The sequence below is a fragment of the Actinosynnema sp. NPDC059335 genome, from assembly GCF_042752395.1.
GTDB lineage: Bacteria > Actinomycetota > Actinomycetes > Mycobacteriales > Pseudonocardiaceae > Actinosynnema.
Genome location: NZ_JBHYXZ010000129.1, coordinates 1 through 25,565 on the forward strand (window position 1 = coordinate 1; position 25,565 = coordinate 25,565).

The 25,565-nt window shown below is 73.9% G+C and carries 19 protein-coding genes; 14 read left to right on the plus strand and 5 right to left on the minus strand.

The genetic code is table 11. The features are described from left to right. Positions 1 to 89 precede the first annotated feature (89 nt). Positions 90 to 923 (minus strand): helix-turn-helix transcriptional regulator, encoded by an 834-nt coding sequence (locus ACFXGA_RS30470; protein WP_378093812.1) that lies wholly within the window; start codon positions 921 to 923, stop codon positions 90 to 92. Between the two features lie 483 nt (positions 924 to 1,406). Continuing rightward, a complete protein-coding gene (locus tag ACFXGA_RS30475; RefSeq protein ID WP_378093814.1) occupies positions 1,407 to 2,189 on the minus strand; it encodes a helix-turn-helix transcriptional regulator in 783 nt (260 codons plus the stop codon). Positions 2,190 to 2,466: 277 nt separating this feature from the next. Here ACFXGA_RS30475 and ACFXGA_RS30480 point away from each other — a divergent pair, with 277 nt between their 5' ends. From ACFXGA_RS30480 to ACFXGA_RS30515, 8 genes are all read left to right on the plus strand, one after another. Further along, positions 2,467 to 4,254, plus strand: coding sequence for a WD40 repeat domain-containing protein (locus tag ACFXGA_RS30480; RefSeq protein ID WP_378093816.1), 1,788 nt, complete (start codon positions 2,467 to 2,469; stop codon positions 4,252 to 4,254). A gap of 48 nt (positions 4,255 to 4,302) precedes the next feature. Next, positions 4,303 to 5,010, plus strand: a complete 708-nt coding sequence (locus ACFXGA_RS30485; protein ID WP_378093817.1) for a hypothetical protein — start codon at positions 4,303 to 4,305, stop codon at positions 5,008 to 5,010. A gap of 210 nt (positions 5,011 to 5,220) precedes the next feature. Next, entirely contained in the window at positions 5,221 to 6,048 is an 828-nt protein-coding gene (locus ACFXGA_RS30490) for a hypothetical protein (RefSeq protein WP_378093819.1), read from the plus strand. A gap of 273 nt (positions 6,049 to 6,321) precedes the next feature. Next, complete coding sequence (locus tag ACFXGA_RS30495; protein WP_378093821.1) at positions 6,322 to 6,966, plus strand: hypothetical protein; 645 nt, start codon at positions 6,322 to 6,324, stop codon at positions 6,964 to 6,966. 232 nt (positions 6,967 to 7,198) lie between these two features. After that, positions 7,199 to 8,374 (plus strand): hypothetical protein, encoded by a 1,176-nt coding sequence (locus ACFXGA_RS30500; RefSeq protein ID WP_378093823.1) that lies wholly within the window; start codon positions 7,199 to 7,201, stop codon positions 8,372 to 8,374. 119 nt (positions 8,375 to 8,493) lie between these two features. Next, the gene (locus ACFXGA_RS30505; RefSeq protein ID WP_378093825.1) at positions 8,494 to 9,387 is read left to right on the plus strand and encodes a DUF6801 domain-containing protein; all 894 of its coding nucleotides are present in this window, start codon (positions 8,494 to 8,496) and stop codon (positions 9,385 to 9,387) included. 139 nt (positions 9,388 to 9,526) lie between these two features. After that, entirely contained in the window at positions 9,527 to 10,108 is a 582-nt protein-coding gene (locus ACFXGA_RS30510; RefSeq protein WP_378093827.1) for a hypothetical protein, read from the plus strand. A gap of 308 nt (positions 10,109 to 10,416) precedes the next feature. Next, complete coding sequence (locus ACFXGA_RS30515; RefSeq protein WP_378093829.1) at positions 10,417 to 10,965, plus strand: EF-hand domain-containing protein; 549 nt, start codon at positions 10,417 to 10,419, stop codon at positions 10,963 to 10,965. Between the two features lie 62 nt (positions 10,966 to 11,027). On the opposite strand, the gene ACFXGA_RS30520 is transcribed toward ACFXGA_RS30515, so the two are convergent. Then, positions 11,028 to 13,598 (minus strand): hypothetical protein, encoded by a 2,571-nt coding sequence (locus ACFXGA_RS30520; RefSeq protein WP_378093832.1) that lies wholly within the window; start codon positions 13,596 to 13,598, stop codon positions 11,028 to 11,030. Between the two features lie 267 nt (positions 13,599 to 13,865). On the opposite strand from ACFXGA_RS30520, the gene ACFXGA_RS30525 reads away from it, so the two are divergent. Together ACFXGA_RS30525 and ACFXGA_RS30530 are read left to right on the plus strand one after the other, a co-directional pair. Beyond that, positions 13,866 to 15,002: a hypothetical protein gene (locus tag ACFXGA_RS30525; protein ID WP_378093834.1), complete on the plus strand. Its 1,137-nt coding sequence runs from the start codon at positions 13,866 to 13,868 to the stop codon at positions 15,000 to 15,002. 175 nt (positions 15,003 to 15,177) lie between these two features. Continuing rightward, positions 15,178 to 16,179 (plus strand): aldo/keto reductase, encoded by a 1,002-nt coding sequence (locus tag ACFXGA_RS30530; protein ID WP_378093837.1) that lies wholly within the window; start codon positions 15,178 to 15,180, stop codon positions 16,177 to 16,179. Here ACFXGA_RS30530 and ACFXGA_RS30535 read toward each other — a convergent pair. Continuing rightward, positions 16,173 to 16,925, minus strand: a complete 753-nt coding sequence (locus ACFXGA_RS30535) for a thioesterase II family protein (protein WP_378093839.1) — start codon at positions 16,923 to 16,925, stop codon at positions 16,173 to 16,175. The two genes, ACFXGA_RS30530 and ACFXGA_RS30535, sit on opposite strands and share 7 nt — an antisense overlap. Beyond that, the gene (locus tag ACFXGA_RS30540; protein ID WP_378093841.1) at positions 16,922 to 18,166 is read right to left on the minus strand and encodes a cytochrome P450; all 1,245 of its coding nucleotides are present in this window, start codon (positions 18,164 to 18,166) and stop codon (positions 16,922 to 16,924) included. The genes ACFXGA_RS30535 and ACFXGA_RS30540 overlap by 4 nt, the downstream gene beginning before the upstream one ends. Positions 18,167 to 18,680: 514 nt before the next feature. On the opposite strand from ACFXGA_RS30540, the gene ACFXGA_RS30545 reads away from it, so the two are divergent. From ACFXGA_RS30545 to ACFXGA_RS30560, 4 genes are all read left to right on the plus strand, one after another. Continuing rightward, entirely contained in the window at positions 18,681 to 19,940 is a 1,260-nt protein-coding gene (locus ACFXGA_RS30545) for a condensation domain-containing protein (protein WP_378093849.1), read from the plus strand. Beyond that, positions 19,918 to 20,274 carry an acyl carrier protein gene (locus tag ACFXGA_RS30550; RefSeq protein WP_378093843.1) on the plus strand — a complete coding sequence of 119 codons (357 nt, stop codon included), beginning with the start codon at positions 19,918 to 19,920 and terminating at the stop codon, positions 20,272 to 20,274. Before ACFXGA_RS30545 ends, ACFXGA_RS30550 begins: the two co-directional genes overlap by 23 nt. 30 nt (positions 20,275 to 20,304) lie before the next feature. Beyond that, entirely contained in the window at positions 20,305 to 23,619 is a 3,315-nt protein-coding gene (locus ACFXGA_RS30555) for an amino acid adenylation domain-containing protein (RefSeq protein ID WP_378093845.1), read from the plus strand. Then, positions 23,616 to 25,565: beta-ketoacyl synthase N-terminal-like domain-containing protein (locus tag ACFXGA_RS30560; protein WP_378093847.1), on the plus strand; the 1,950-nt coding region annotated here is incomplete at its 3' end. The genes ACFXGA_RS30555 and ACFXGA_RS30560, both read left to right, overlap by 4 nt.

Sequence of the window (25,565 nt, forward strand, 5' to 3'; positions counted from 1 at the left end):
GCCTCAATCCCCCGGGCGCCCACCACCACGTCCGTCGGGGCGGTCCGGACCCGGTCGACCCGCCGGCGCGCGGTCCGGCGGTGTGGCCGTCACCGGTCCAGGCGGTCGAGAAGGGTCGCCAGGCGGGCCGAGTCGATGGCCGTCGCCGGCGTCTGGAGCACCACCGTCAACGTCGGGTGCTCGACCAGCCGCAGGTGCAGCAGGTCCAGGTCGATGCGGCCGACCAGCGGGTGGTCCAGCTCGTTGACCTCGACGTTGAACTCCGCGACCGGGTAGGAGTCCCAGCGCTTGCCGAAGTCCGGGCTCACCGCCCGCAGCCGGTCGGCGATCTCGGCGAACCTCCGGTCGTTGCCGTTGCGGCCCGCCGAGGCGCGGAACTGGCCGAGCACGTTGCGCGCCGCGGACTCCCAGTCGACCAGCAGCTCGCGCACCGCGGTGTCGGTGAAGATCAGCCACAGCAGGTTGCGCTCGGCGGGCTCGACCTTCGCCGGGTCCAGCCACAGCTTCGCCTGCGCCGCGTTCCACGCCAGGATGTCGAGCCGCTGGTCGAAGACGTACGCGGGGTTGGGCATGAGGTTGTCCAGCACGCGCTGCACCAGCGCGGGCAGCTTGTCGCCGGGCGAGGGCTGCGCGGCCGCGCGTAAGCCCGCCAGCTCGAACAGGTGGCTGCGGTCGTCGTCGTCCAGCCGCAGCGCCGTCGCGAGCGCCTCGATGACCTGTCGCGACGACGGGATGTCCCGGCCCTGTTCCAGCCAGGTGTACCAGGTCAGGCCCACGCCGGAGAGCTGCGCGACCTCCTCGCGCCGCAGGCCCGGGGTGCGGCGCCGCCCGCCGCCCGCGGCCAGCCCGACGTCCTGCGGCTTGAGCCGTTCCCTCCTGGCCCGCAGGAACGCGCCGAGTTCTCGCTTCCGGTGATCTGTCATCGGGGTCTCTCCGCAGTCCGGCCGAGCGTTGTGCCACGGTCATCGTATTCGGGTCTCGCGCGGGGATGACCTGCGACGAGTGCCGGCGGCGGGGGAGTGGCGCCTCGGGTCGGGCCGGTCCCCGCCCGGTCTCGTGGCCGTGCGGCGACCCACCCGTCCGCCGTCTTGCGGGCGACACCTTCTCACACGTGGGGCGGGCTGTGGCCTCGTTCCGCACCTCGGACGCTGCGGTGGGGACTTCGGACTCCCGTCTCGGGAGGGTGGCGGGCGGGGCCGGCAGGCGGCCGATCACCGGACGTTCGGCGACCGCGGGTGATCACCGTGCGTGACGTGGGCGTTGTTCCGCCGCACGTCCGATCCGACAACCGCCCCGCCGGGTCGTCGCGCCGCCACGCCCGGGACGCACGCCGCGCCGACCGTCCTCTTGGGACGAGATCCGGCCACCGCGACCGCACGGTCCTCAGTGGACCGTCCGGGAGCGCCCTACGAACCGCTCAGGCACACCACGACGGACAGGTCCTCCCGCCCCACCACCTGCAACGCCATGTGCCGCACGGTCCGGACCCCCAGGGTGGGGTGCGCGATGCGCTTCTCCGCGGGCGCGCCCGAGCGGACCTCCTGGCGCGACCACCACGTGCCGATCGCGGGGTCGGCGTCGATCACCTCGGCGAGCAGCGCCTGGTACCGCGCGTCGCCGGGGTGCCGCGCGGCCATGGCGCGGAACTGCCCCAGCAGCGACCGGGCCTCCTCGGCCCAGTCGACCAGCCACTGCTTGGCCGCGGGCGCGGTCATGACCCACCGGAACAGGTTGCGGACCGGGGCGTGGCGGACCTCGGGCAGCCAGTCGGCCGCGGCGGCGTTGAACGCGCGCAGGTCCCAGTACCGGTCGAGCACCCACGCGGGCGTCGGCTCCAGCTCGTCGACCAGCCGGCGGAACGCGGGGTCCAGCTCGTCCGACGGCGCGGGCGTCGGCCCGGTCTCGGCGAAGCCGCCCAGGCGCAGCAGGTGGGCCGCCTCCACGACGCTGAGCTGGAGTGCCTTCGCCAGCGAGTCCAGCACCGCGCGGGACGCCTGGACCTTGCGCCCCTGCTCCAGGTACGTGTACCAGGTGGAGCTCACGCCCGCGAGCGCCGCGACCTCCTCCCGGCGCAGGCCGGGGGTGCGCCTGCGGCCGTGCACGGGCAGACCCGCCTGCTCGGGACCCAGGCGGCGTCGGCAGGCCCGGAGGAACTCGGCCAGTTCGTGCCGGTGAGCGTTCTCAGCCACACGTCCCACCTTAGGCCCTTCGGTGAATACGGAGTGCGAGCGGCCGGAGGCAGGAAGTGACAGTACCACTATCGTCACTGCTAGTAAGAACCACCACTGGCAGGTGACGGCCGCCCGGGAGAGAGTGGAAGCATGGGACTCGGCGGCGCGGAGGGCGGCAGCGCCCTCACGCTTCGCCTGAATGCCCGTGCGGGGGTGGGGGCCGGCGCGCCCACCGCCCCCCACCCCCCCCGGCCACCGCGCCCGCTCGCTCCGCGGGGCCGCGGGCCCACTCGACGTGAGCGCCGACGGCCGCCGGGCGCTGTCGGTCGGCCGGCGCCCGGAAGGCTCGCCCACGTCCGTCGTGCGGGTGTGGGACCTGGAGAACGGCTCGTGCGAGCGCGAGCTGACCGTGCCCGGGTTCATGGTGACCGCCCTGTGCTTCAGCGCGGACGGCGGTTTCGCGGCCACCGCTTCCTTCGAGGAGCCCGTCCACGTCTGGGACCTGGCCGACGGGCGGCTCGCGCACGTCCTGGCGAGCGAGTCGACGCCGGACACCCTGTCGATGAGCGGGCGCTTCCTGTTGTCCGGCAGCAAGTACGACAGCGCCATCCGGTTGTGGGAGCTGGGTGGTGGCCGATGCCTGCGCACCTTCCAGGCCCACCGGAACGGCACCACCGCGGTGCACGTCGACGGCCGGTTCGCGCTCTCGGCGGGCCAGGACGGGACGGTCCGGCGGTGGCGACTGCCCGGCGAGCACCGCGGCACGGCGTTGCTGAGCCGACCATTTCCGCACGTCGAGCTGAACGAGCGGGGCAACCGGGTCGACGCCCTGCTGGCCGATGCGGAGGCAGCGATGGCGGCCGACCGCCTGCCCGCGGCGCTCGACCTGCTGCGGCAGGCACGGGCGGTCGACGGGTACGAGCGGGCGTCGCGGGTCATGACGGCGTGGTGGGCGTTGGGCCGCCGCGCTGTGCGCACCGGACTCCGGTCGGCCTGGTCGTCCACCCTGTTCGCGGCGGGCACGGCGGTGCGCGCGGTGGACCTGACCGGTGACGGACGGCTCGCGGTGTCGGGCGACGGTGACGGGACGATCCGGTTGTGGGACACCCGGTCGGGCACCTGTCTGCGGGAGCTGCGCGGGCACCGCGGCGAGGTCGGGTCGGTCTGCCTGAGCGCCGAGGGGCGACGGGTGCTGTCGTCGAGCCGGGACGGCACGATCCGGCTGTGGGAGACCGGCAGCGCGACCTGCCTGCGCGTCCTGACCGCTACGCGGTGGTCGATGGGCGGGTCGCTGCCGGTGCGGTTCAGCGCCGACGGAAGGCATGCCGTGGTGGGTATCGGCCGGCTCCCCTTGTGGGACCCGGGAACCGGTGGCCTGATCCGGGAGCTGGCGGTACCGGACGGCAGCAGCACCGCCGACCTGAGCGTCGGTTACGACGACCTGGCCGTGGGTGGCGACGGCCGCCTGGCCGTGACGACGACGTATTCCGGGCTGCGGCTGTGGGATCTCCGCAGCGGGCGCGTCACCCGTGACCTGCCGAGCGGCTTCGGGTGGCGAGCGGGACGGGTGTCGCTCAGCGCGGACGGCCGCCTCGCGTTGACCGGCGGCCAGGACGGCCTCCGGCTGTGGGACATGGCGACCGGAGACGTCATCTGGACCGTTGACGGGCCGGAGACCAGGCTCAACGCGGTCCGGATGACCGCGGACGGGCGGTTCGCGGTCACGTGCGGCGCCTGGTCGTACCCGGTGGTGCGGGACGTCCGCACCGGGCGACCGCTACGGGTGCTCGACGGTCACGAGCGCGGCGTGCGCGATGTCACGCTGACGCCGGACGGCCGTTTCCTGCTGACCGCCAACCCTGACGGCTTGCGCCTGTGGGAACTGGACTGGGAGCTGGACGCGCGCGAGGCCGCCGACTGGGACGACGGCGCGACCCCGTTCCTCGAAGCGTTCCTGCGCCGGAACGGTCCACAGTGGACGACCATGGACTTCGACGCACTGCTGCGACTGCTGCAAGACGTCGGCTACGGCTGGTTGCGCGCCGACGGCGTACGGGTTCGGCTCAAGCGCATGACGACCTGACACAGCGATGAGATCACTGCCCCGACCACACAGGGAGAGACCGAGGCGATGTCCATCTTCCGGCAGAGCAAACCGACCGCGTCCGAGGACTGCACCCAGCACAGCCCGTGCCGCGAGTTGCTGGCGATACCCGCCGCGCAGCGCGACTCCCTGTTCCGCCTCGTCATCACCCGGACCGCGGACCTCGGCCCGGACGCGATCACCGTCTACCTCAACGACGAGTTCGCCGCGCTCCTGGTGGCGATGGGGCCGGGCGAGTCCGGCAGGCACCAGCGGGCGTTCCCCGTCCTCGGCCACCTGGCGGCCCGGTGGGGCATCGCCCACCAGGACCTGCTGTTCCGCGCGATCGACAACATGCGCGGCGACAACGTGTCGGTCCAGACCTACGACCAGCCCGAGAGCTCGCCGCTGCACGTCGTCGTCGACCAGGGCGTGTCGGGCGTCGCGCAGCTGGTGCGGCTGGAGGAGCTGCTGGGCACCGACCTCCCGCACGGAGCGCTCGTCGGCATCCCCCGCGAGCACCAGATCGTCGCGGTGCCGATCCGGAAGCACCGCGACATCAACACCATGGAGCCGCTGCTGAAGCTCGTCTACGAGGTCGGCTCACAGGCCGGCGACCGGCTCAGCCTGGACGTGTTCTGGTACCACAAGGGCCGCCTGCACCCGTTGCACGCCGACGGGAACAACGGAGAACTGGATCGGATATTCCCACCGGACGAGTTCTTCCGGCTCGTGGACCACCTGCGGGGCACCTGACACGGTCCTTCGGGTCAGCGTTCCGTGATCGCGCCGTCGTGGTCTCGGCGCGGGAAGCGCCGGGACTCCGAGGTCGGCGGTGAGGTTCCACCGCCACCACCCATCGGTCGCGGTTGCTTCCGACCCCTCACGCCCGCTACGCCATCATGAACGAATTGCCGACTGCCACCACGCAGCGGGTTCGAGCGGAGCACCGGAGGGGTGGCGACGATGCGCCAGCGCAGGCAAGGTCGGGCGATGTTCGCGGGTTTCGCCGGGTGGTTGGCCACCGGCGTGTGGCACCGGTACGCCGTCGAGATGGCGCAGGCGGGGACCCTCAACGGCACTCCGCCGACGGCGGAGGTGGTGATCGTGATGGCCGCGATCGGGTTCGGCGTCGCCGTCGGTGCGGCGTGGGCGGTGTGCGTGCGCCGGTGGAGCACCGGCCGGGGGTGGCGAGTTCCCCTCGTGGCCGTGGGGTTGTTCGTCGCCGAGACGGGCATCGCCCTGCTCTTGAGCCTGGTTTACGCCGACCGATCAGGTGTGGCGGCGCTCGGTTCTCTGCCGATCGGGCTCGTGCTCTACTTCGCGATCAGGCGGCCCGACGGGTTGCGACATGCCGAGCCTTCAGGCCGCCGTGCCGACCGTTGGAGAGACAACGGCTTGATCCGGTTCTCCCAACGTGATGGTGAGCATGGCACGGACCATGCCGACGTCGTCCGCGCAGCGGCGCTATCCGGAGCGCGCGCGGTCGCACCCGCTCTGGAGGCGCGACTGCGGCAGTACTACGGCCCCGACTGGCTCGTCCAGGTCAACAGCACGAGAGGCGCTGGTCAGCGGGCACGCGGGCTCAGGGACCACCGGTTCTGCCTCTCCACGCTGGCCAACGACCGTGCCACCGAGGGCTGGGCACCCGCCCATGTCCGCCGCGACGCCCGCAGGCTCGCCGCACTCTCCAACGCCGCCGCTCACGACGATCCGTGCGGTCCGCGGGAAGCTCACGAGGCGAGGCAACTCGCGAACAGGCTGATAGCGGCGAACCTCGGTGTTCACCGGTGACGCGTGGGCAGAGCCCGTGAGGTGCGGAAACTGCTCTACGCCGAGCTGGGTGATCCTCACGGGGGGAGCCGCGCGCGCCGTGCTGGAACGCATCGGCGGGGAGTCCGGCAGGCTCGTCGCCGCGGACGGTTAGTCGCCGCCCCGGCTTGGCCGGTCCGCGGATGGCGAAGGGATCGGTTCGACCGTCGGCGGTCGGGTCGGGTTCGGCGGCGTTTGAGGTGGTGGGCGAGTGGTTAGCCGTGGGTGGGTGGGATGAGTGCCGGGGGAGGCGCGGTGGACGAGAGGGTTCGTCGGGCGCGGGACGAAGTGGTCAACATGGTGGCGTTGCGGCCGGTGGCGACTTCGGTCGGTGGGGAGTTGCCCGGTGGGCTCCTCCGGCGGGAGTTGTGGTTGTCGGTCGGGTCGGGTGTGCTGGATCTCGTGGCCGCGGTGGCGGTGGTGGCGGTGGGGCCCGATGCCTGGTTCACCAGTGCCGCCGGTGTCGGGTTGGGTGCGGCCGGTGCGAACGCGATCATCGAGGCGTTCCGGGAGTCGCGACGGCGCAGGGCGGAGGTCGCGCGCATCCGCGAGCACGGCGCGGATGAGGTCGACACGCTGACGGCGTTGCGCGCCGACGTCCCGGCGCGCCGGTGGGGCGCGGTGGTCTGGGCGCTGTGCGAACTGCTCTTGGTCGCCGTGCTGGCAGTGGTCCTGGTCGGGGTGGAAGGGGTGCTCGCTCGGGTGATCGTGGTGGCGGCCTTGGTCTGTCACCTCGTCGCCGCCGTGTGGGAGTACCGGTACGCCCGCCGCCGGGAGCGGTGGAGGGCGGAGTTCGTGCGCGGGGAAGGCGTCGTGCTGCCTCCTCTGCCGGACCGGTGGCGCGTCCTCGTGCCGCGTGACACTGCCGCGGGTACGGGGAAGACCGCTGAGAGCACGTGAAGGCGGGACGACGCCACCGGTCGGAGCGCTGCTCCGCTCGGCACAGGGGTGGTTATGCCACATCGTCCTGCCGTAGCTTGACGATCAGGTCCGCGGGTCGGCGGTGTGCGGGCGCTCGGGGCGGTGAGGTGGTCGTAATCGCTGAGGACGCGGCAGCGGAGTCGCCCGCGACGTCGTGCAGGCGGGCAGGGTGGGGAGCGTCGTCATCCGGTCGACCCACGACCGACGTGGCGTGATCGCGCTGGTCGTCGTGGCCCTCGCCCTGACGGTCACGGTCGCACTCGTTGCGCTGCACGCGGTGGACGGCCGTCCCGGCGACCGCTCGGGAGGGGATCCCGTCGCGGCGGTGAGCCGATTACGCGTGGGCTGCGAGTCCGGTTGGGTGGTGCCCGGTTGGGGCGACGCCCCGGTTCCGTGGGACGGCGGGTTCGTCATGGCCCACTCGTCCCTCGACGGCCCTTCTCGGGTGCACGTGTCGGCGGACGGTGTGGACTGGCGCGAAAGCGCACCGGGGGACGTGGTGACGCTCGAACGCCACGTCAACGTCGTGAGCGGGTACGGTCCGGCCGCCTACCTCCTGGGGTGGGACGCGCGAGGACCGGCGGTCTGGCGCACCGAGGGCGGCGACCGGTGGGAGTCGACCCCGCTCCTGCCGGGCGACCGAAACCCGCCGGCACCGCGGAACCTGGTGATCACCGCGGGGCCGCGCGGCGTCCTGGTCGTCGGCGCGAACGGCGGCTTCGACACCGAACACCGCGAGGTCTGCGCGTGGTATTCCCGGGACGGGCGGTCCTTCTCCGGGATGTTCGCCATCCCCGAACCCGAAGCCGGGTACGAGGACTACGCGCCGGTCGCGGCCGCGACGTCGAACGATTTCCTGCTGGGGCTGTGCGATCGTGACCGTTGTTCGATATTGTCGTCGGCCGACGGGACGACCTGGCACGACATTTCCGCCGGTTTTCCCCAGACGGGCAGGACCGGCATCGGCGGAATCGCCGGCAACGCCTCCGTCGTCGTGGTGGAACGGTGCCCGGCGCCGGACCAGGAGCGCGTTTCCGACGAGCCGCGGATGTGGTGCCGACGCGACGGCGCGTGGCGCCCGGCCCGCACCGATCCCGGGACGCTCCCCGACGCCGGAGTGGTCCCCGCGCACGACCGCTACCTGTGGGCCATCCGGAACCGGGGAACGGGCTTCATCGCTCCCGGTGGCACGTACGGTGACGTCGCCGGGGTGATCTGGCACTCCTCGGACGGCGCGCACTGGCGGCGCACCCCGGTTCGGGACAACGGCTTCGACCGCGCCCGGGGGATCCGGGACGTGGTGATCGGCAACAACCGCGCCCTGGCATTCGGCATATCCGCCGACCCGGCGGACGGTGTCCTGATCCGGCAGACCCCGACCCCCTGAGTGCTTCGCCGGAACGGGGCAACTTCGCTTCCCGCCACTGCGACTGAACGGTCCACGCACACCGACCGTCATTTGCGGAACACTGAACGTGGGCGAGTGCACACGGAGGGGACGTAAAGTTGCGCAAAAAATGGAGCACATTCCGCGTCACCGCTCTGTCCCTGGCCTCGGCCCTGGTGGCCGCCGGGGCGTTGGCGGGAGCCGCGGGTCCGGCGGCGGCGCAGACGACCGCGGTGCGGATGGACTACACCTGCACGACCTCCGCCGGCCCGACCGTGGCGTTGACCGCGTGGGTGGTCGGCGGGCTGCCGGACGAGGCGGGCCCGAACAGCGCCCCCAGCGGCACCTACGCCTTCCTCGACGTGGACCTGGACCTGCGTGAGCTGCGGCCGGCCCTGCCGGTCGGCAGCGGGGTGCGCCTGGACGGCGACAGCACGGCGACGCTCGACGCGAGGGTCGTCGGCCCGGACGGGACGCGGACCACGCGGGCCGCGTTCACGCTCGCGCCCACCTGGATCACCGACGTCCGCACGACCGCCGTGCGCGCCGCGGGAGCCTTCCCGGCGCTGTACCTGCCCGTGCCGGGCGCCTACGACCTGCGCGTGGACGACCTGGCGCTGACGCTGCGCCCGGAACGCGCCGACGGCACGCCGTTCGGCCCGACGATCACCGCGTCCTGCTCGCACGACCCGGCGCAGAACGACCTGCTGGGCACGCTCCAGGCGCTGATGCTCCACGCCGACCGGCCGATCCGCCCGGACGCGCTGCACGTGGTCTCGTCGACCCCGACCTCCGTGACGCTGGCGTGGGACGCCCGCTCGTGGTGGAACCCGACCGCCGGCTACCACGTGTACCTGGACGGCGGGCACGTCGTCTTCGTCACGGAGAAGCAGGCGACCATCACCGGGCTGACGCCGGACAAGCAGCACCGGGCGAAGGTGGTCACCGTGGACGTGAAGGGCAGTTGGTCGAACCCGAGCGAGGGCCTGATCTTCACCCTCCCCAGGGCCTGATCCCGCGCCACGCGCCGATCACCGGGTCCGTCGGGCGGCGGACCCGGTGATCCGGTGGGTGCGGGCCGTGTGCGCCGTCCGGGTGACCTGCGGTCGGTTCCGCGTTCCGGGGGCGGGCGGGTGCGTACGGTCGTGGGCCATGTCGTCCTTGGCGGACAGGGAGATCGGGAGCGCGGACGGGCCTCTGGCGGAGTTCGCCGCCCTCCGCGACGAGATCCAGGACAGGGTGAAGGCCCAGCAGCAGATGTTGTCCCTGCAGCTGACGTTCACCGGCGCCATCTTCGGCTTCGCCCTCACGCGGCCGGGCATGACGGCGCTGCTGTTGATCGTCCCGTTCGGGTCGTACCTCCTCTGCGGTCGTCTGGTGGCGCAGCACTTCGGCACCCTCCGGGTCGCCGAGTACATCAAGGAGGAGCTGAGCGACCGGGTGCGCGGCGGGCTCGGCTGGGAGCGGTGGTTGGAGGAGCGCCAACGGCGTCGACCTCACTTCCTGGGGTCGACGCTGCCGTTGTTGATCACCTTCACGGGCGCCGGTGTCCTCGCCCTGGGGTGGACGGCCGGGTACGTCTTCGGGCGTCACGACGTGTCGGCGCCGGCGTGCCTGGGGCTCGGCGCGTTCTGGCTGCTCGGTGTGGCGGCGGCGGTGGCGTGCACCGTCCTCGTGCTGCAGATGGCCAACCGCCTGCCGGTCCGCGGTTGGGCGCAGACCGGGCTGTCCTGAGCCCCTGGTCCGCCGGGAGACCTGCTCGGGTGACGTGCCCGATCCGCCGGGTGAAGTCGCTGGCCGTCGGGCAGGCGGCGCTGCCACCGTCGAGGCAGGGGACGAACCCCTGACCGAGGGGCGGAGATGGGCAACTCCCGGCGGACTGCGCGGGAACGCGACGTCGAGGCGTCGGCCGGTCGGATCGTGGGGTCGCCGGTGCGGGCCGACTCCCCGTCCCGGCCGGGCACCGGGTTGCCGTTCGACTTCTTCGCCTCCGGGGCGCACGAGGCGTTCGCCCTCGTGGAACCGAAGCAGAGGAGCCGAAGATGTCAGACACGAAGGACCGGAAGTTCACCGTCCTCTTCGACTGGTTCGACCGGACCGGGGACGGCTACCTCACCGCCGACGACCTCCGGGGCATGGCGGACCTGTTCACCGGCCTGCCGGGCGGCGCCGACCCCGGGAACGCCGAGCCGGTCCGGGAGGCGTTCGCGAGCTGGTGGCGGTTGCTCGAAGAGGGGGACGCCGACGGCGACGGGCGGGTCGCGCGGGAGGAGTTCATCGACCTGATGAAGTCCAGCGTGACCGCCCCCGGCAACTTCGAGGCGGCGGTGATCAGGATCGCCGACGCCTTCATGCGCATCGTGGACACCAACGGCGACGGCTCGCTCGTGTTCGACGAGTACGTGCGGATGTACGAGGGGCTGGGGATCGACCCGTCGTACTCCGGCGACGCGTTCCGGCGGCTCGACCGGGACGGCGACGGCCGGATCGGCAAGGACGAGTTCCGGACCGCGATCACCGAGTTCTACCTCAGCGACGACGAGAACGCCCCGGGCAACTGGCTGCTGGGGCCGCTCGTCCAACCGGCCTGACGGGGTGGCGCCGGGTTCGGTCCGGACCGGACCCGGCGGGGAACCACAGGGGCGTGGGGGTGTCACCGTTCGCGGCGGGGCTTTCCGGCGCGGAGTGCCAGCAGGCCGAGGGCCACGGCGGCCAGCCCGGAGAGCGCCGCCAGGGCCACGTTGACGCCGGTGCTCGGCAATTCGTCGTGGGGGCGCTCGGGGTGCGGGGGCGTGCCGGGTCGGGTCGGCTGCGGCTCGGGCTGAGGCTCGGGTGGGGTGGTGGTCGGTAGGGTGCCCGACGGGACGGTGGCCGTGTCGGGTGGGGAGTCGACGGCGCCGCCGCCCGGGGTCCGGCCGGTGGCGGTGGCCGTGTTGACGATGGCGCCCGCGGTGACGTCGTCCCGGGTCACGACGTAGGTCGCGGCGCAGGTGGTGCTGCCTCCCGGCGGCAACGGTCCGGTCGGGCAGGTGACCGCGACCCCGGCAGCCGCCAGTCGGTCGTCCACGATCGTCGGGTCGGTGATGGTGACGGAGCCGGTGTTGGTCACGACGAACGAGTAGTCGACCCGCTCGCCGGCGTCGGCCCGGCCGTTGCCGTCGGCGTCGGCCAACGTGGCCCGCTTGTCCAGTTCCAGGCCGGCGACGACCTCCACCGGGGTCGTGGTGTGGTCGCTGCTCGTCACCGGGTCGCCGGTGGGCGGGACGCCGGTGGCGGTGGCGGTGTTGTCGACCGCGCCCGCGTCCACGTCGGCCTGGGTGAGCGGGTAGGGCGGCGCGGTGCAGGTGGTCGACGCGCCCGGTGCGAGGGTGGTCGACGGGCACGTGACCGGGCCGACCCGGGGATCGTCGACCGCGACGCCCGTCAGGGTGACGTTGCCGGTGTTGGTCACGGTGAACGCGTAGGTGACGGTGTCGCCCGCGTCGGGGCCGTTGGCGTCCACGTCGGCGACGCCGGCGGCGGCCTTCACCAGGGAGATGGCGCTCGTCACCGGCACGGGCGTGGTGACGGAGTCCTCGTCGGTCGCGTCCGGCAGGTTCGTCGCGGTCCCGGTCGCCGTCGCGGTGTTCGGCACGCTGCCGCCGTCCACGTCCGCCTGGGTGAGCCGGTACGTCGCGGTGCAGGTGGTCGACGCGCCGATCGCCAGCGGACCCGGCGGGCAGGTCACCGGGCCGACCTTCGGGTCGTCCACCCGGATCGTCTCGAGCACGACCGTGCCGGTGTTGGCGACGGTGAAGGTGTAGGGGATCGCGTCGCCGGCGTCCGGGCCGTTGCCGTCCGCGTCCGCGATCGCGCCGGCCTCCTTGGTGAGGTCGATCCGCGAGACCCTGGCCGTGTTGGTGAACGTGCACAGCGCGGCGACGCCCGCGGCGCCGCCGTCGGGCATGGTGAACTGCCCGCTCGTGCCCGTGCCGCGCGCCAGCACCTGCCCGTTGTTCTGGTTCACGCACTCCCACCCGCGCTCGTAGCCGGGGGCGGTCGGTCCGCTCTCGCTCGTGCCCGAGCCGGACTCGGACACGGTGTACGTGCTCCCGGCCAGCCCGAACACCGGTCCGGCCATCTCGCCCGGCTCGGTCTGCAACCCCACGTCGGAACCCCTCGTCGTGCCGGTGTTCCCGGTGGTGATGCCACCGCCGGTCACCGTGACGGTGGCCTGGTCGGACGGGGTGACGCGGCCCAGCGGGAAGTCCTTGCGCACGACGATCGTGTTCGGCGAGGCGCACGAGCCGAAGTCGACCGAACCGGCCTGCGACAGGGCGCGGCTGCCCAGCACCTCGCCGGTGCTCGGGTTGGCGCGGTACAGCGTGGTCCCGCTGGCGGGGTAGAGGTAGCCGTCACCGGCGAACGCGATGCCGTTGAGCGCCTGGCCCGGCGTGCTGATCGTGGTGATCCGGCGACCGGTGATCGCCCGCGCGGGCCCGGCCGTCGTCGGGATCTCCTCGTTGACCACGAAGACGCTGTTCGTGCCGCCCGCGCCGCCGACGACGTACAGCCTGCCCTGCTGGTCGAACGCCCAGTCCCCGTTGGCGCCGTCGGTCGGCGTGGCGCCCTGCGCGACCAGGCCGAGCGACGTGCCGGTGCGGGGGTCGTGGCCGTAGACCTTCAGCGTGGTCCCGACGAACCCGCCGTAGTAGTAGAAGCCGTTGCGGGGGTTGACCGCGCCGTGGGTCACCGGGGCGTCGGCGACACCGGGCGCCGAGGTCGTCGTGCCGGTCGCGGTGTCGAAGCGGTGAATGGTGCGGGCCGTGCCGTTGGCCGCCACGCCGTAGGCGGCGGTGCCGCCCGCGGTGATGCCGAGCGCGTTGATCGTGCCCGTCACCCCGCCGAACGCCGCGACCGGCGTGCCCGCGCCGGTGGCGGGGTCGACCGACCAGATCGCGCGGGCGCCCGGATTCGCGCCCGCGCCCTGCACCGAGTACAGCGCTCCGCAGGTGAAGCCCGCCGCCGCGACCGCGGTCCGCTGGGCGTGCGTCGCGAGTGGACCGGCCCACAGGAGCGCGCCGAGCCCCACCGCCGCGGCCGCCGCCCACCCGGTCCGACGCGCCCTCGACCGCATCACGCCCGCCTCCACGCACTCGCCCGCACCCGTGTTGGTCTTCCGCACACCGCACCACAGCGGCGGCATGATCGCCCCGGAGCCGGACGACGGCCCCGTGAATTTCACCCGACCGAGTCGGTGACCGGATCACCCGGATCGGTGCCGGCCCCGGTCGGCGGACGGGGAAGTGGCGGCACGGCAACGGGATCGAGCCGCACCTCGCCCGGTGGAGGGTTTCGGTCGCCCGCGTTGACACGGATCGGTGAACGCTCCTAGCCTCGAACCGGGTGGGGGATTCCCTTGGGGGGACTCGAAGCTCCACGACCGGACCGCGAGGTCCGCCGCGCCGATCGTCGGGGAACGGTCGCGCGCCGCCGTGTGGGAGGAGTCGGCGTGGCTGTCCGAGGCGGGACCGCGGTCGGCGGGGGTGCGGCGGGGGCCGGCGGGGGCGCGGCCACGCCCGGCATCACGTGGGACGACGGGCTGGAGTGCTGGGTGGTGTCCGACCCGGTGCTGGCCCGCGTGGTCCTCAAGCACCGCGCGTTCTCGTCGCGCACCTCCGAGCGGTCCGCCGAGCTGTACATGACCGAGCGGTCCCGGGAGGAGTACCGGGAGCTGACCGAGTTCCTCCGGCTGTGGTTCGTGCACACCGACGGCGCGGAGCACGCCGCCCTCCGCAAACCGGTGCAGCGGCTGTTCTCCGCCTCGTTCACCCGTTCCCTGGCGGGAGTGGTCGAGCGGCTGGTCGAGGACTGCCTGGACGAGCTGGCGGCCGACCCCCGGCACGACGCGGTGCCGGCCCTCGCGGAGGGGTTGTCGGGACGGGTGATGGCCCACCTCGTGGGCGTCGAAGCGGAACCCGCGGTGCTGCACGGGTGGTCGCAGGCCCTCTCGGCGTTCATCGCCGCGATGTACCGGCGCGACCACGCCGAGGCGGCCACGCGGGCCATGGCGGAGATGACGGAGGCGCTGCGCGGATCGCCCGCGTTGGCGGCCTTCCCCCGCGACACCCCGGCCGACCGCGCCCGCACGACCGCGACGTGGGCGATGCTGCTGTTCGGGGGGCTGGAGACGACGGCGTCGCTGCTGGGGTCGTGCCTGCTGGCGGTGTTGACCGACCGGGCCCGGTGGGACCTGGTCGCCGGGGATGTGCCCGGCGAGGTCGAGGCGCTGGTCGAGTCCGTGCTGGAACAACGCCCGCCGCTGCGCAACGTGGGTCGGGTGGTGGCGGAGGACCTGCTGTTCCACGGCGAGCGGCTGCGGCGCGGTGACCTCGTGCTGGTGTCGTTGGCCGCCGGCGGCCTGTTCGAGGAGGCGGCCGCCGCGTCGACCGGTCCGGCCGACCGCCACCTGGCCTTCGGGTTCGGCGCCCACTACTGCGTGGGCGCGCCGCTCGTGCGGCTGGAGGCGGCGACCCTGCTGCGCGGGTTCACCCGGAGGTTCCCCGACGCCGCCGTGGCCGAGGGCGGGGTCGAGTGGGGCGCGAACCTCGCGTACGTCGGCCTGGACCACCTGCGCCTGGCGCTCTGACCCGCGCCGGTCGCGCCCCCGCTTCGCGGTCCCGAACCGCTGTCGCGGCCCGGTCCTGCGCGATCCACAGTGGACGGACGCGGGAAGTGCGGACCGCGCCTGGTCGATGACGTGCTGTAGTACTGTGCGCCCGGACGTCCCGCGCCGGGCGCGGACCGAGGCGAGGAGGCAGCGGATGAGGTACCGCACCATCGGGCAGGACCCGGCCACCCGGCGGCAGGTCAGCGTGCTGGGGTTGGGCGCGATGCTGTTCGGCACCGCCACCGACGAGGAGCGGGCGTTCCGCATCCTCGACCGCTTCGTGGAGGCCGGGGGCACGTTCGTCGACACCTCCAACAACTACGCGTTCTGGTACGGGTCCACGCAGGGCGGCGAGAGCGAGGCGGTGCTCGGCCGCTGGCGGGCGAGCCGGGGCGTGGGCGACGAGGTCGTCATCGCCACGAAGCTCGGCGGGCGGCCCACCAAGGCCGGCCTCGCTTTCGCCGACACCGCGAAGGCGGAGAACGTCGAAGGTCTGTCCGCCAAGGCGATCCGCGAGTCCGCCGAACGCAGCCGCGACGCGCTCGGGGTCGAGAAGATCGACCTGCTGTACGCGCACGTGGAGGACCCCGGCACCCCGCTGGAGGAGACCGTCGAGGGCTTCGCCGAGGTCGTGCGGGACGGCGTGGCCGGCCTGCTCGGCGTGAGCAACCACTGGTCCTGGCGGGTGGAACGCGCCCGCGCCCTGGCCGCCGCCCGCGGCCTGCCCGGGTACGAGGTGCTCCAGTACCACTACAGCTACCTGCGGGCCCGCACGGACCGCCCCGGCCGCCGCTCGCAGGACGGCAACCAGGGCATCGCCACCGGCGACCTGCTCGCCTACCTGCGCGAGACGCCGGGGTTGACGCTGGCCGCGTACTCGCCGCTGCTGTCCGGCGGGTACGTGCGCGAGGACAAGCCGCTCAGCCCCGACTTCGACCACGCGGGGACCGCCGTGCGCCGGCAGGCCCTCGCCGAGGTCGCGGCCGAGACCGGCGCGACGGTCAACCAGGTGGTGCTGGCGTGGTTGATCGGCGGCGACCTGCCGATCGTGCCGCTGGTGGGCGCGTCGTCCGTGGAGCAGCTGGACGAGAGCCTGGCGGCGGCGGACCTGGAGCTGACGCCCGAGCAGCGGGCGAAGCTGGACGCCGCCTACTGACCGGCCGCGCCGACGGCGAGCAGGTCCTCCACCGCGGTCCGGAGGACCTGCCGCAGGCCGTCGTCGGTGAAGAAGTGCGCGCCCGGCACCACGGTCAGGTCGAACGCCGCCGACGTCTCGGCCCGCCACGGCTCCATCCGGTCCGGTGAGGCGCCGGTGTCGGCCGCGCCGGCGAACGCCCGGATCGGCACGTCCAGCGGCGCCCGCGGCGGCGGCTCGTGCCGCCCGACGACCGCGAGGTCGGCGCGCACCAGCGGCAGGAACAGCTCCAGCAGTTCCGGGTGGTCGAACACGGCGGCCGGCGTGCCCCCGAGGTCGCGCAGGTAGGCGATCAGCCCTTCGTCCGGCTCGGACCACCCGCGCACGGGCAGCCGCAGCGACGGCGCGGCGCTGCTGGCCACGAACAGCCGCGCCGGCAGCGGGAGGTCCCGCGCGCGCAACGCGTGCGCCAGTTCCAGCGCGACGCGCGCCCCCATGCTGAACCCGTAGCAGGCGAACGGCCGGTCGAGCACCGGGAGCACCGCCGGCAGCAGTTCGGCCACCAGCGCCGCCATGTCGGTGTGCGGCGGCTCGTCGTACCGGTCGTCGCGGCCCGGCAGCTGCACGGCGATCGGCTCGACCTCGTCGGGCAGCAGCGCGGGCCACTCGCGGAACATCGCCGCGTTGCCCCCGGCGTAGGGGAAGCACAGCAGCCGGACCGACGCGTCGGCGCGCGGCGCGTGGTTGCGCAGCCAGCGACCGCTCATGCGGCACGACGGCGCGCGGTGATCGGCACGTGCTTGTAGCCGGACACGAAGTTGGACACCAGCCGCTCGGGCTCCCCGGCCAGGCGGAAGTCCTCGAACCGCGCCAGCAGTTCCTCGAACAGGATGCGCAGGGTCACCCGCGCCACGCTGTGCCCGACGCAGTAGTGCGGCCCGGCGCCGAACGCGAGGTGCTTGTTCGGCCTGCGCCTGATGTCGAACGTGGACGCGTCGGGGAACTCGGCGTCGTCCCGGTTCGCCGCGCCCAGCCACACGACCACGGCGTCGCCGGCGGCGATCTCCGTGCCCGCCAGCACCGTGTCCCGGGTGGCGTAGCGCAGGAAGTGGTTCACCGGCGACGCCCACCGCAGCGCCTCCTCGACGGCGGTGCCGTTGACGTCGAGGTGGTCGGCCCAGTCCTCCAGCACGCCCGTCCCGGCGAACTCGGCCAGCACGAAGTTCGGCGAGTGCGGCGTGGTGACGTTCGCGCCGAGCAGCAGGCTGTAGCAGTTGGACACGATCTCCCCGAGCGACATGTGACGGCCCTCGAACTCCGTGGTGATCAGCACGGAGATCAGGTCGTCGCCCAGGTGGTCGCGGCGGTGCCGGACCAGGTCCTGGAAGTAGCCGAACAGCTCGTGGTGGGCGAGGGCCAGCGTGAGGCCGCGGTTGCCCTCCAGCTGGTACTCGGGGTCGTCCGGGGCGATGCAGGTGGTGTTGATGCGGGTCAGCCACGGCCAGTCCGACCGGGGCAGGTCCATCATCGTGCCGGTGACCGACATCGGCATGGCCAGCATGGCCTCGGCGAAGTCGAACGCGCCGCCGTCGCCGATCGGGTCGATCAGGGCCACGACGTGGTCGCGGATCATGTCCCGCTGCTTGTCCACGGCCTTGATCGTGAGCGCGCGCTTCAGCCTGCCCTGCATCTCGGTGTGCCGGGGCGGGTCGGTCACGGCGAGCTGCGTGCCGCCGGCCGGGTCGTCGGTGCCGAGCAGGTCGAGCAGCGTGCCGCGTTCGGAGGTGAACGTCGCGTGGTCGCGCAGCACCTGGTCGGCGTCCGCGAACCGCACCGCGGACCAGAAGCCGCGTTCGTCGTCCACCTGCCGCCAGCTCAGCCCGTCGATCGCGCGCAGCTCGCGCCACACGGCGTACGCGTTCCCGTCGCTGTAGAGCGTGGGGTCGACCAGGTCGTCCCGGCCCAGGTGCACCGGGCAGCGCGCCGCGGCGGTCTCGTGCGTGGTCATGCCCTCCCCATTCTTCGCGAGGCTCCACCGACTTATTCGTCCGATTTCGGGTGCGATGGTTGTTTCGGGGAGAGTAGGTCAGGGCGCGGTCGTCCGGCCGGTCCCGTCACCGGTCGACAGTGGTGATCGGTGACCTGCCGGTGCTGATCGAAAAAAATGCCCCCAGCGTCCGACATCCCCGGTGTCGGCTCGTTCCCCCGCCTCGTTCGGAGTGAAGCACGCGCCCGTGAACTGCGTCAACACCCATGCTTCGGCGCTGCTCAGCACGTGGATCACCGGCGGGGCGGGCGCACCGCGTCGCCGTCGCGTGGAATATTCCACGCGATCGGGCAAGTCCGGGAAATGCTGCGGTCGAACGCGTTCGGTGGTGTTGACACTGTCCGCGAAACGGCTTTAGCCTCGGTCGGCGTCTGGGGGAAAATTTGACCCACCTGGGGGGTGGTCAATTTTGGGTGGAACGCTGCCCGGTGCACATTTGTGGTTTGACGCGACCCCGGCCCAGCAGGGCATCTGGGTGTTGGACAGCGATGAAGAACTCCGTCCCACATATCTCATTCCCACGGTGCTGGAGTTCACCGGACCCGTCCACCACGAACTGCTCGCCGCCGCCGCCCGACGGGCGCTGGCGCGGCACCCCGCGCTGCGGTCGCGGTTCCGGTTCGACCCCGCCGCCGGGCGCGTGCGCTACCGCACGGACGGCCCGCCGGGCGACGTGGGCGTCATCGACGCGGAGGCCGACGGCTGGAGCGAGCGGGAGCTGGAGCGCCTGGTCGAGCTGCTGTCCTGGACGCCGTTCGACCTCGCCACCGAGGCGCAGGCCCGCGGCGAGGTCGTCAAGGTGGACGCGAAGACCACGCTGCTGGTGCTCACCATGCACCACATCTCGTTCGACGGCTGGTCCCGGCACCTGCTGGTCGACGAGATCATCGAGACGTACCGGGCGCTGCTCGACCGACGCGACCCGGACCTGCCCGAGCCCGCCCACCCGGGTGAGCTGGTGCGCCCGCTGACCGGGGACGAACTGGCCGCCCGGGTCGCGGGCGCGGTGGCGCGGCTGCGCGGCGCGCCGACCACGGTGGAGCTGCCGCGCGACCGCACGCCCGAGCACCCGTCCGAGATCGGCGCGAGCCGGGGGGTGGTGCTCGACCCCGAGCTGAGCGCGGCGGTGCTGGACATCGCCGCGCAGGAGGGCTGCACGCCGTTCATGACGGCGGCGGCCCTGCTGGCGGGCACCTTCTCCCGCACCACCGGCCAGCGCGACTTCCTGTTCGCGTTCGGCTGGCCGGGCCGGGACGACCCCGCGACCGCCGACGCGATCGGCATGTTCATGTCCACGCTGGTCCTGCGGATCACGGTGGACGCCACCACGTCGTGGCGCGACGTGCTGGGCGAGGCGCGGATCGGCGCGATGGAGGCGTTCCTGGACTCCGACGTGCCGCTCGACGCGATCGCCACCGCGCTCAACCCCGGCCGCCGGGTGATCTGGCCGCCGCTGACCCCGGTCCTGGTGAACGTGGACGACCTGCCCGCGGAGCTGGAGCTGGCGCCGGGCGTGCGCGGCAGGTACCGGCTCGACGGCCAGGTGCGCACCAAGTACGACCTCGGCCTCTTCGTGCGGGTGGACGAGGGGCCGCGGCTGGCGCTCGCCTTCGACTACCCGCTCGACCGGTTCGACCACGAGACGATCGAGCGCTTGCTGGACGACCTGCGGCACAGCGCGCACGCCCTCGCCCACTCAGCGGAGGAACCCCATGTCCGAACCCCAGACCTCTGACGGCGTCGACCTCGACGACCCCGACGCGCGGCTGGCCGTCGTCCGCGCCGCGTGGTGCGAGGTGCTCGGTGTCGCGCAGGTCCCCGACGACGCCACGTTCTTCGACGCCGGCGGCGACTCGCTGCGGCTCGTCCTGCTGGTGGAGAAGCTGAACCTGGCCACCGGCCGCGCCCTGCGCGCGGTGGACCTCTTCCGCGCCGGCACCGTGCGCGGCCACGCCGACCTGCTCGCCGAGCCGGCGCGGCCGCGGGCGTCGGCGTTCCGCGGCACGGGCCGCGAGCACCTGCTGGCCGCCGCGCGCACCGAGCGCGGCACGCCGGAACGCCCCCGCTAGGTCCACCGGCACGCAGCGAAGGAGCGCGAGATGACGTTGGACGAGTACGCGCTGTCGGTCCTCGGGTCGGGCGCCGGCACCGAGGGGTTCGCCACGCGCAGCTTCATCGGGCTCGGTGGGGATTCGCTGCGCGCGATGCGCCTGACCGCACTGGCGCAGGAGAACCTGGGCGTGCGCCTGTCGGTGTCCGACCTGCTCTCGCCCGTGCCGCTCGGCGAGGTGCTGGCGAACGTCGTCGGCGTCGCCCGGCCCGAACCGGCGGACGCCCCGACGCCCGTGCTGACGCCCATGCAGCGCGGCATGTGGCTGGTGGACGAGGTGCTGGGCGGCTCGACCTACAACCTGGTGTTCACCTGCGCCGTCACCGCCGGCGCGCTGGACCGCGAGCTGTTCGGCCGGGCCGCCGCCGCGGTGGCCGAGCGGCACGCCACGCTGCGCACGGTGTTCGTGGAACGCGACGGCCAGGTGACCCCCGTGGTGACCGACGCGCCGCCGTCGATCGAGGACGTCGCGTTCGCCGGCGACGACTTCGACGCGCACGTCCGGGACGTGGCGGCCACGAGCGGGCGGGTCCCGTTCGACCTGGCCTCCGCGCCGCCGTGGCGGCTGCTGTTCGTGGCCGGACCCGAACGCCAGGCGTTCGTGCTGGTCGCGCACCACGTCCTGCTCGACGGCGGGGCGGTCGGCCTGGTGCTGCACGAGTTGGCCCGTGCGTACGGCGCGTTCGCGGCCGGCCGGCCGAGCCCGTTCGACGGACCCGCGCCGACGACCGCCGCGCTGCTGCTGCGCCAGGAGCAGGCCAAGCGCAGCGGCGAGTGGGAGCGGCAGGCCGAGTTCTGGGCCGGGCACCTCAAAGGCGTGCCGACCGTGCTGGAGGTGCCGACGGACCGGCCGCGCCCCGCGGTGCAGGACCCGTCCGGCGCGCGCGTCCCGCTCGACCTGGGTGACGAGCTGACCGCGCTCGTCGGCGGGCGGGCGCGCGACCTGGGGATCACGCCGTTCGCGTTCCTGCTCGGCGCGTACGGCCTGGCGCTGCACCGCTGGACCGGCGTCGACCGCTTCCTCGTGGGGGTCGCGCTGTACGGCCGCGACACCTCGGAGCTGGCCGGGCTGGTGGGTGTGGCGGGCAACCTGGTGCCGGTGCGGTTGGACGTCGACGACGACCTGCCGGCCGCCGACTACCTGCGCGCGGTGCAGGAGTCGCTGGCGTTGAGCATCGGGGCGGGCGCGCTGCCGTTCGAGGAACTGGTGGCCCGGTTGGGCGTCGAACGCGACCTCGGCGCGCACCCGCTGGTGCAGGTGTGCTTCGGGATGCACGACCAGCTCGTGCCGCGGCGGCTCGCGTTCGGCGACGCGGAGCTGGACGTCGAGGAGGGCCACGGCGGCGGCGCGCAGTTCGACCTGTCGCTGTCGTTCGGCCGCTCCGAGCCCACCCTGGGCGCCCAGCTGGAGTACGCGACGGCGTTGTGGCAGGAGGCGGACGCACGCGCGTTCCTCGCCGACTTCACCACCGCCGTGCGCGAACTCGGCACGGCCCGGGGCCGGCTGGAGGACCTGCGCGCGATCTCCGCCGAACGCCGCGCGGTGCTCGACGCGATCAACGCGACCCGGCGCGACTTCCCCGCCGTGACGGTGGACGAGCTGGTGCGGCGGGCCGCCGCGCGCACCCCCGACGCGGTCGCGGTGCGGGCGGAGGACGTGGAGCTGACCTACGCGCAGCTCGTCGGCGCGGCGGCGGAGCAGGCCCGGCTGCTGCGCGAGGCCGGCGTCGCCCGGGGCGACCGGGTGTTGGTCGCCGTGGACCGGTCCGTCGCCGAAGTCGTCGCGGTGCTCGGCGTCCTCTGGGCGGGCGCCGCGTACGTGGGCGTCGACCCGGCGCAGCCCGCCGCCCAGCTGCGGCACGTGCTGGCCAAGGCCGCGCCCAGGGCGGCGCTGCTCGACGCGCCGGACGCGCTCCCGCCGGGGGACGTCCCGGTCGTGGCGACGTGGGAGCCGTCGTGGCCGGCCGCCACCGCCGAACCGACCCCCGGCGGGCCGGACGACCTGGCGTACCTGGCGTTCACGTCCGGCTCCACGGGCGTGCCGAAGGGCGTCGCGGTGCCGCACCGGGCGGTGGTGCGGCTGGTGCACGAACCGGACTTCCTGCGACTGGCGCCGGAGGACCGCGTGCTGCGGCTCTCCCCGCTGCCGTTCGACGCGTCCACGCTGGAGCTGTGGGCGCCGCTCGTGGCGGGCGCGGCGGTGGAGGTCCACCCGGCGGGCCTGCCGTCGGCGTCCGAGCTGGGCGCCTTCCTGGCGCGGCGGCGGGTGAGCGTCGCGTGGCTGACCGCCGGCCTGTTCCGGTTGGTCGCCGAGTTCGCGCCGGACGGGCTCGGCGGGCTGCGGCAGTTGCTGACCGGCGGCGACGTGGTGCCGCACGACCACGTGGCCCGGGTGCTGGCACGCCACCCCGGCCTGGTCGTCACCAACGGCTACGGGCCGACCGAGAACACCACGTTCACCACGACGCACTCGGTCCGGGTCGCCGAGGACGCGGACGGGCCGCTGCCCATCGGCGTCCCGCTGCCCGGCACCCGCGTCCACGTCCTCGACCGCCGCCACCGGATCGTCCCGCCGGGCGCGGTCGGCGAGCTGTACGCGGCGGGGGAGGGCCTGGCGGACGGGTACGTGGACGACGAAGCGGAGACGGCACGCGCCTTCGGCGCGTTCTCCCCGGACGTCCCCGAACGGCTCTACCGCACCGGCGACCTGGTCCGCGTGGACGCGGCGGGGCGGCTGCGGTTCCTGGGGCGGCGGGACGACCAGGTGAAGCTGCGCGGGTTCCGGGTGGAGCTGTCCGCGATCGCGGACGTGCTCAAGGGCGACGCGCGGGTGCGGGACGCGGCCGTGGTCGTCACCGACGGCGACGCCTTCGAGAAGCGCCTGGTCGCGGCGGTCGTGCCGGTCGGCGACGTGCGCACCGACGACCTGCGCGACCGGGTCGCGGAGCGGCTGCCCGCGTACATGGTGCCGACCCTGTGGGCGGTCGTGGACCGGGTTCCGGTGACGGGCAACGGGAAGGTCGACCGGCGTGCGCTGGTGGCGGCGGCCCTGCCCGCCGGGCAGCACGTCGCGCCGCCCGCGTCGACGGGCGCGGAGTTCTTCGCCCGCGCGCTCGGCCGCGACGCGGGCGAGGTGACCGCCGACACCGACTTCTTCGCCGTCGGCGGCAACTCGATGGGCGCGGTGAAGCTGCTGCGGCTGGTGAAGGACGAGCTGGGCGTGACGGTGCGGTTGCGGGAGTTCCTGCTGGAGCCCACGCCCGCCGGCCTGAGCCGGCTCATCGACCAGTCCGCGCGCCCGTGACCGGGGGCTCCGTGGCCGTCGTCGGGATGGCGTGCCGGTACCCGAAGGCCCGCGACGTCCGCGAGTTCTGGGCGAACCTGCGGGCGGGCGTCGAGGGCGTCACGCGGTTCGACCGCGAACAGCTCGTTGCGCGGGGCGTGCCCCGGGACCGGGCGATGCGGCCCGACTTCGTCCCTGCCAAGGGGTTCCTGCCCGGCGCGGACCGCTTCGACTGGGCGTTCTTCGGCTACAGCCGCGCGGAGGCCGCCGGGATCGACCCGCAGCAGCGGGTGTTCCTGGAGGTCGCCGTGACCGCGTTGGACGACGCGGGGCTCGACCCGACGCGGTTCCCCGGCTGGATCGGCGTGTACGCGGGCGCCGACGTGGTGCCCGCGCCCGACCTCGACGACCAGGGCGAGCTGGCCCGGGTGATCGGGCTGGAGAAGGACTTCCTGACCACTCGGGTGGCCTACAAGCTGGGCCTGCGCGGGCCCGCGGTGACCGTGCAGACGGCGTGCTCCACGTCGCTCACCGCCACCCACATGGCGGTGCGCGCGCTGCTCGGCTACGAGTGCGACGCGGCGCTGGCCGGCGGCGTCACGGTGACCCCTCGGCACGACTGGGGGTACGTGCACGAACCGGGCGGCATCCTGTCGCCGGACGGCACGTGCCGCCCGTTCGACGCCGAGGCGGCCGGCACGGTGCCCAGCGAGGGCGTCGGCGTGGTCGTGCTGAAGCGGCTGGAGGACGCGGTGCGCGACGGCGACCGGATCGCCGCCGTGCTGCTCGGGTCGGCGATCAACAACGACGGCGGCGAGAAGATGGGCTACACCGCGCCGTCGTTGCGCGGTCAGAGCGAGGTCGTGCACTACGCCCAGCAGGTCGCCGGCGTCGACCCGGCCGACCTGGACTACGTCGAGGCCCACGGGACCGCGACGCGGATCGGCGACCCGGTCGAGGTGCAGGCGCTCACCGAGGTGTTCCGGGGCAGCACCGACGACACCGGCTCGTGCCTGATCGGCGCGGTGAAGAGCAACCTGGGGCACACGGGCGCGGCGGCGGGCGTCGCCGGGTTGATCAAGACGGCGTTGATGCTGGAGCACCGCGAGGTCGTGCGCACGCTGCACTTCTCCCGGCCGAACCCGTTGCTGGAGCTGGACACCACGCCGTTCCGGGTGGCGCGGGAGCACCGGCCGTGGCCCGACCGCGGCACACCGCTGGCGGCGGTCAGCGCGTTCGGCATCGGCGGCACCAACGCGCACGTGATCCTGGGCGCCGCGCCGAGCCGGCCGCGTCCGGTGACCCCGGGCCCCCGGATCCTGCCGGTGTCCGCGCCGACGCCGGAGGCGCTGGCCGAGACCGGTCGGGCGCTCGCCGGGCACTTGTCGGCCATGCCGCCCGGGGCGACGGTGGGCGAGGTCGCGCGCACGCTGGCCGGGCGGCGGGCGCACCCGCACCGGCGGGCCGTCGTGGCGGGCGACCTCGCCGAGGCCGCCGCCCTGCTCGGGACGGAGGTCCGGTCCGCGGCCGGCAGTCCGGGCGCGGCCGGAACCCTCGGCGCTCCTGGCGCGGCCGGCAGCCCGAGCCCGGCGGGCACTTCCGGCAGGGCGGGCGCTTCCGGCGCGGCCGACAGCTCGGACGTGGCCGGCGCTCCCGGTGCGGCCGACACTCCGAGCGCGGCCGGCGCTCAGGGAGCGGCCGGCGGCCCGAGCCCGGCCGGCGTTCCGGGGGCGGCCAACACCCCGGGCGCGGCCGATACTCGGAGCGCGGCCGGCAGCCCGAGCCCGGCCGGTGTTCCGGGGGTGGCCGGTGTTCCGGGCGCGGTCAACACCCCCGGTGCGTCCGCCAACGCCGCCAACGCCGCCGACTTCGGCGGCACGGCGTCGGGGCGGGCCACCGGGCCGCCCCCCCGGTACACCCCCCGGGTTCTGGTAACCCCCCCCGGGGGGGGCGGCGCAGCCCCGGGC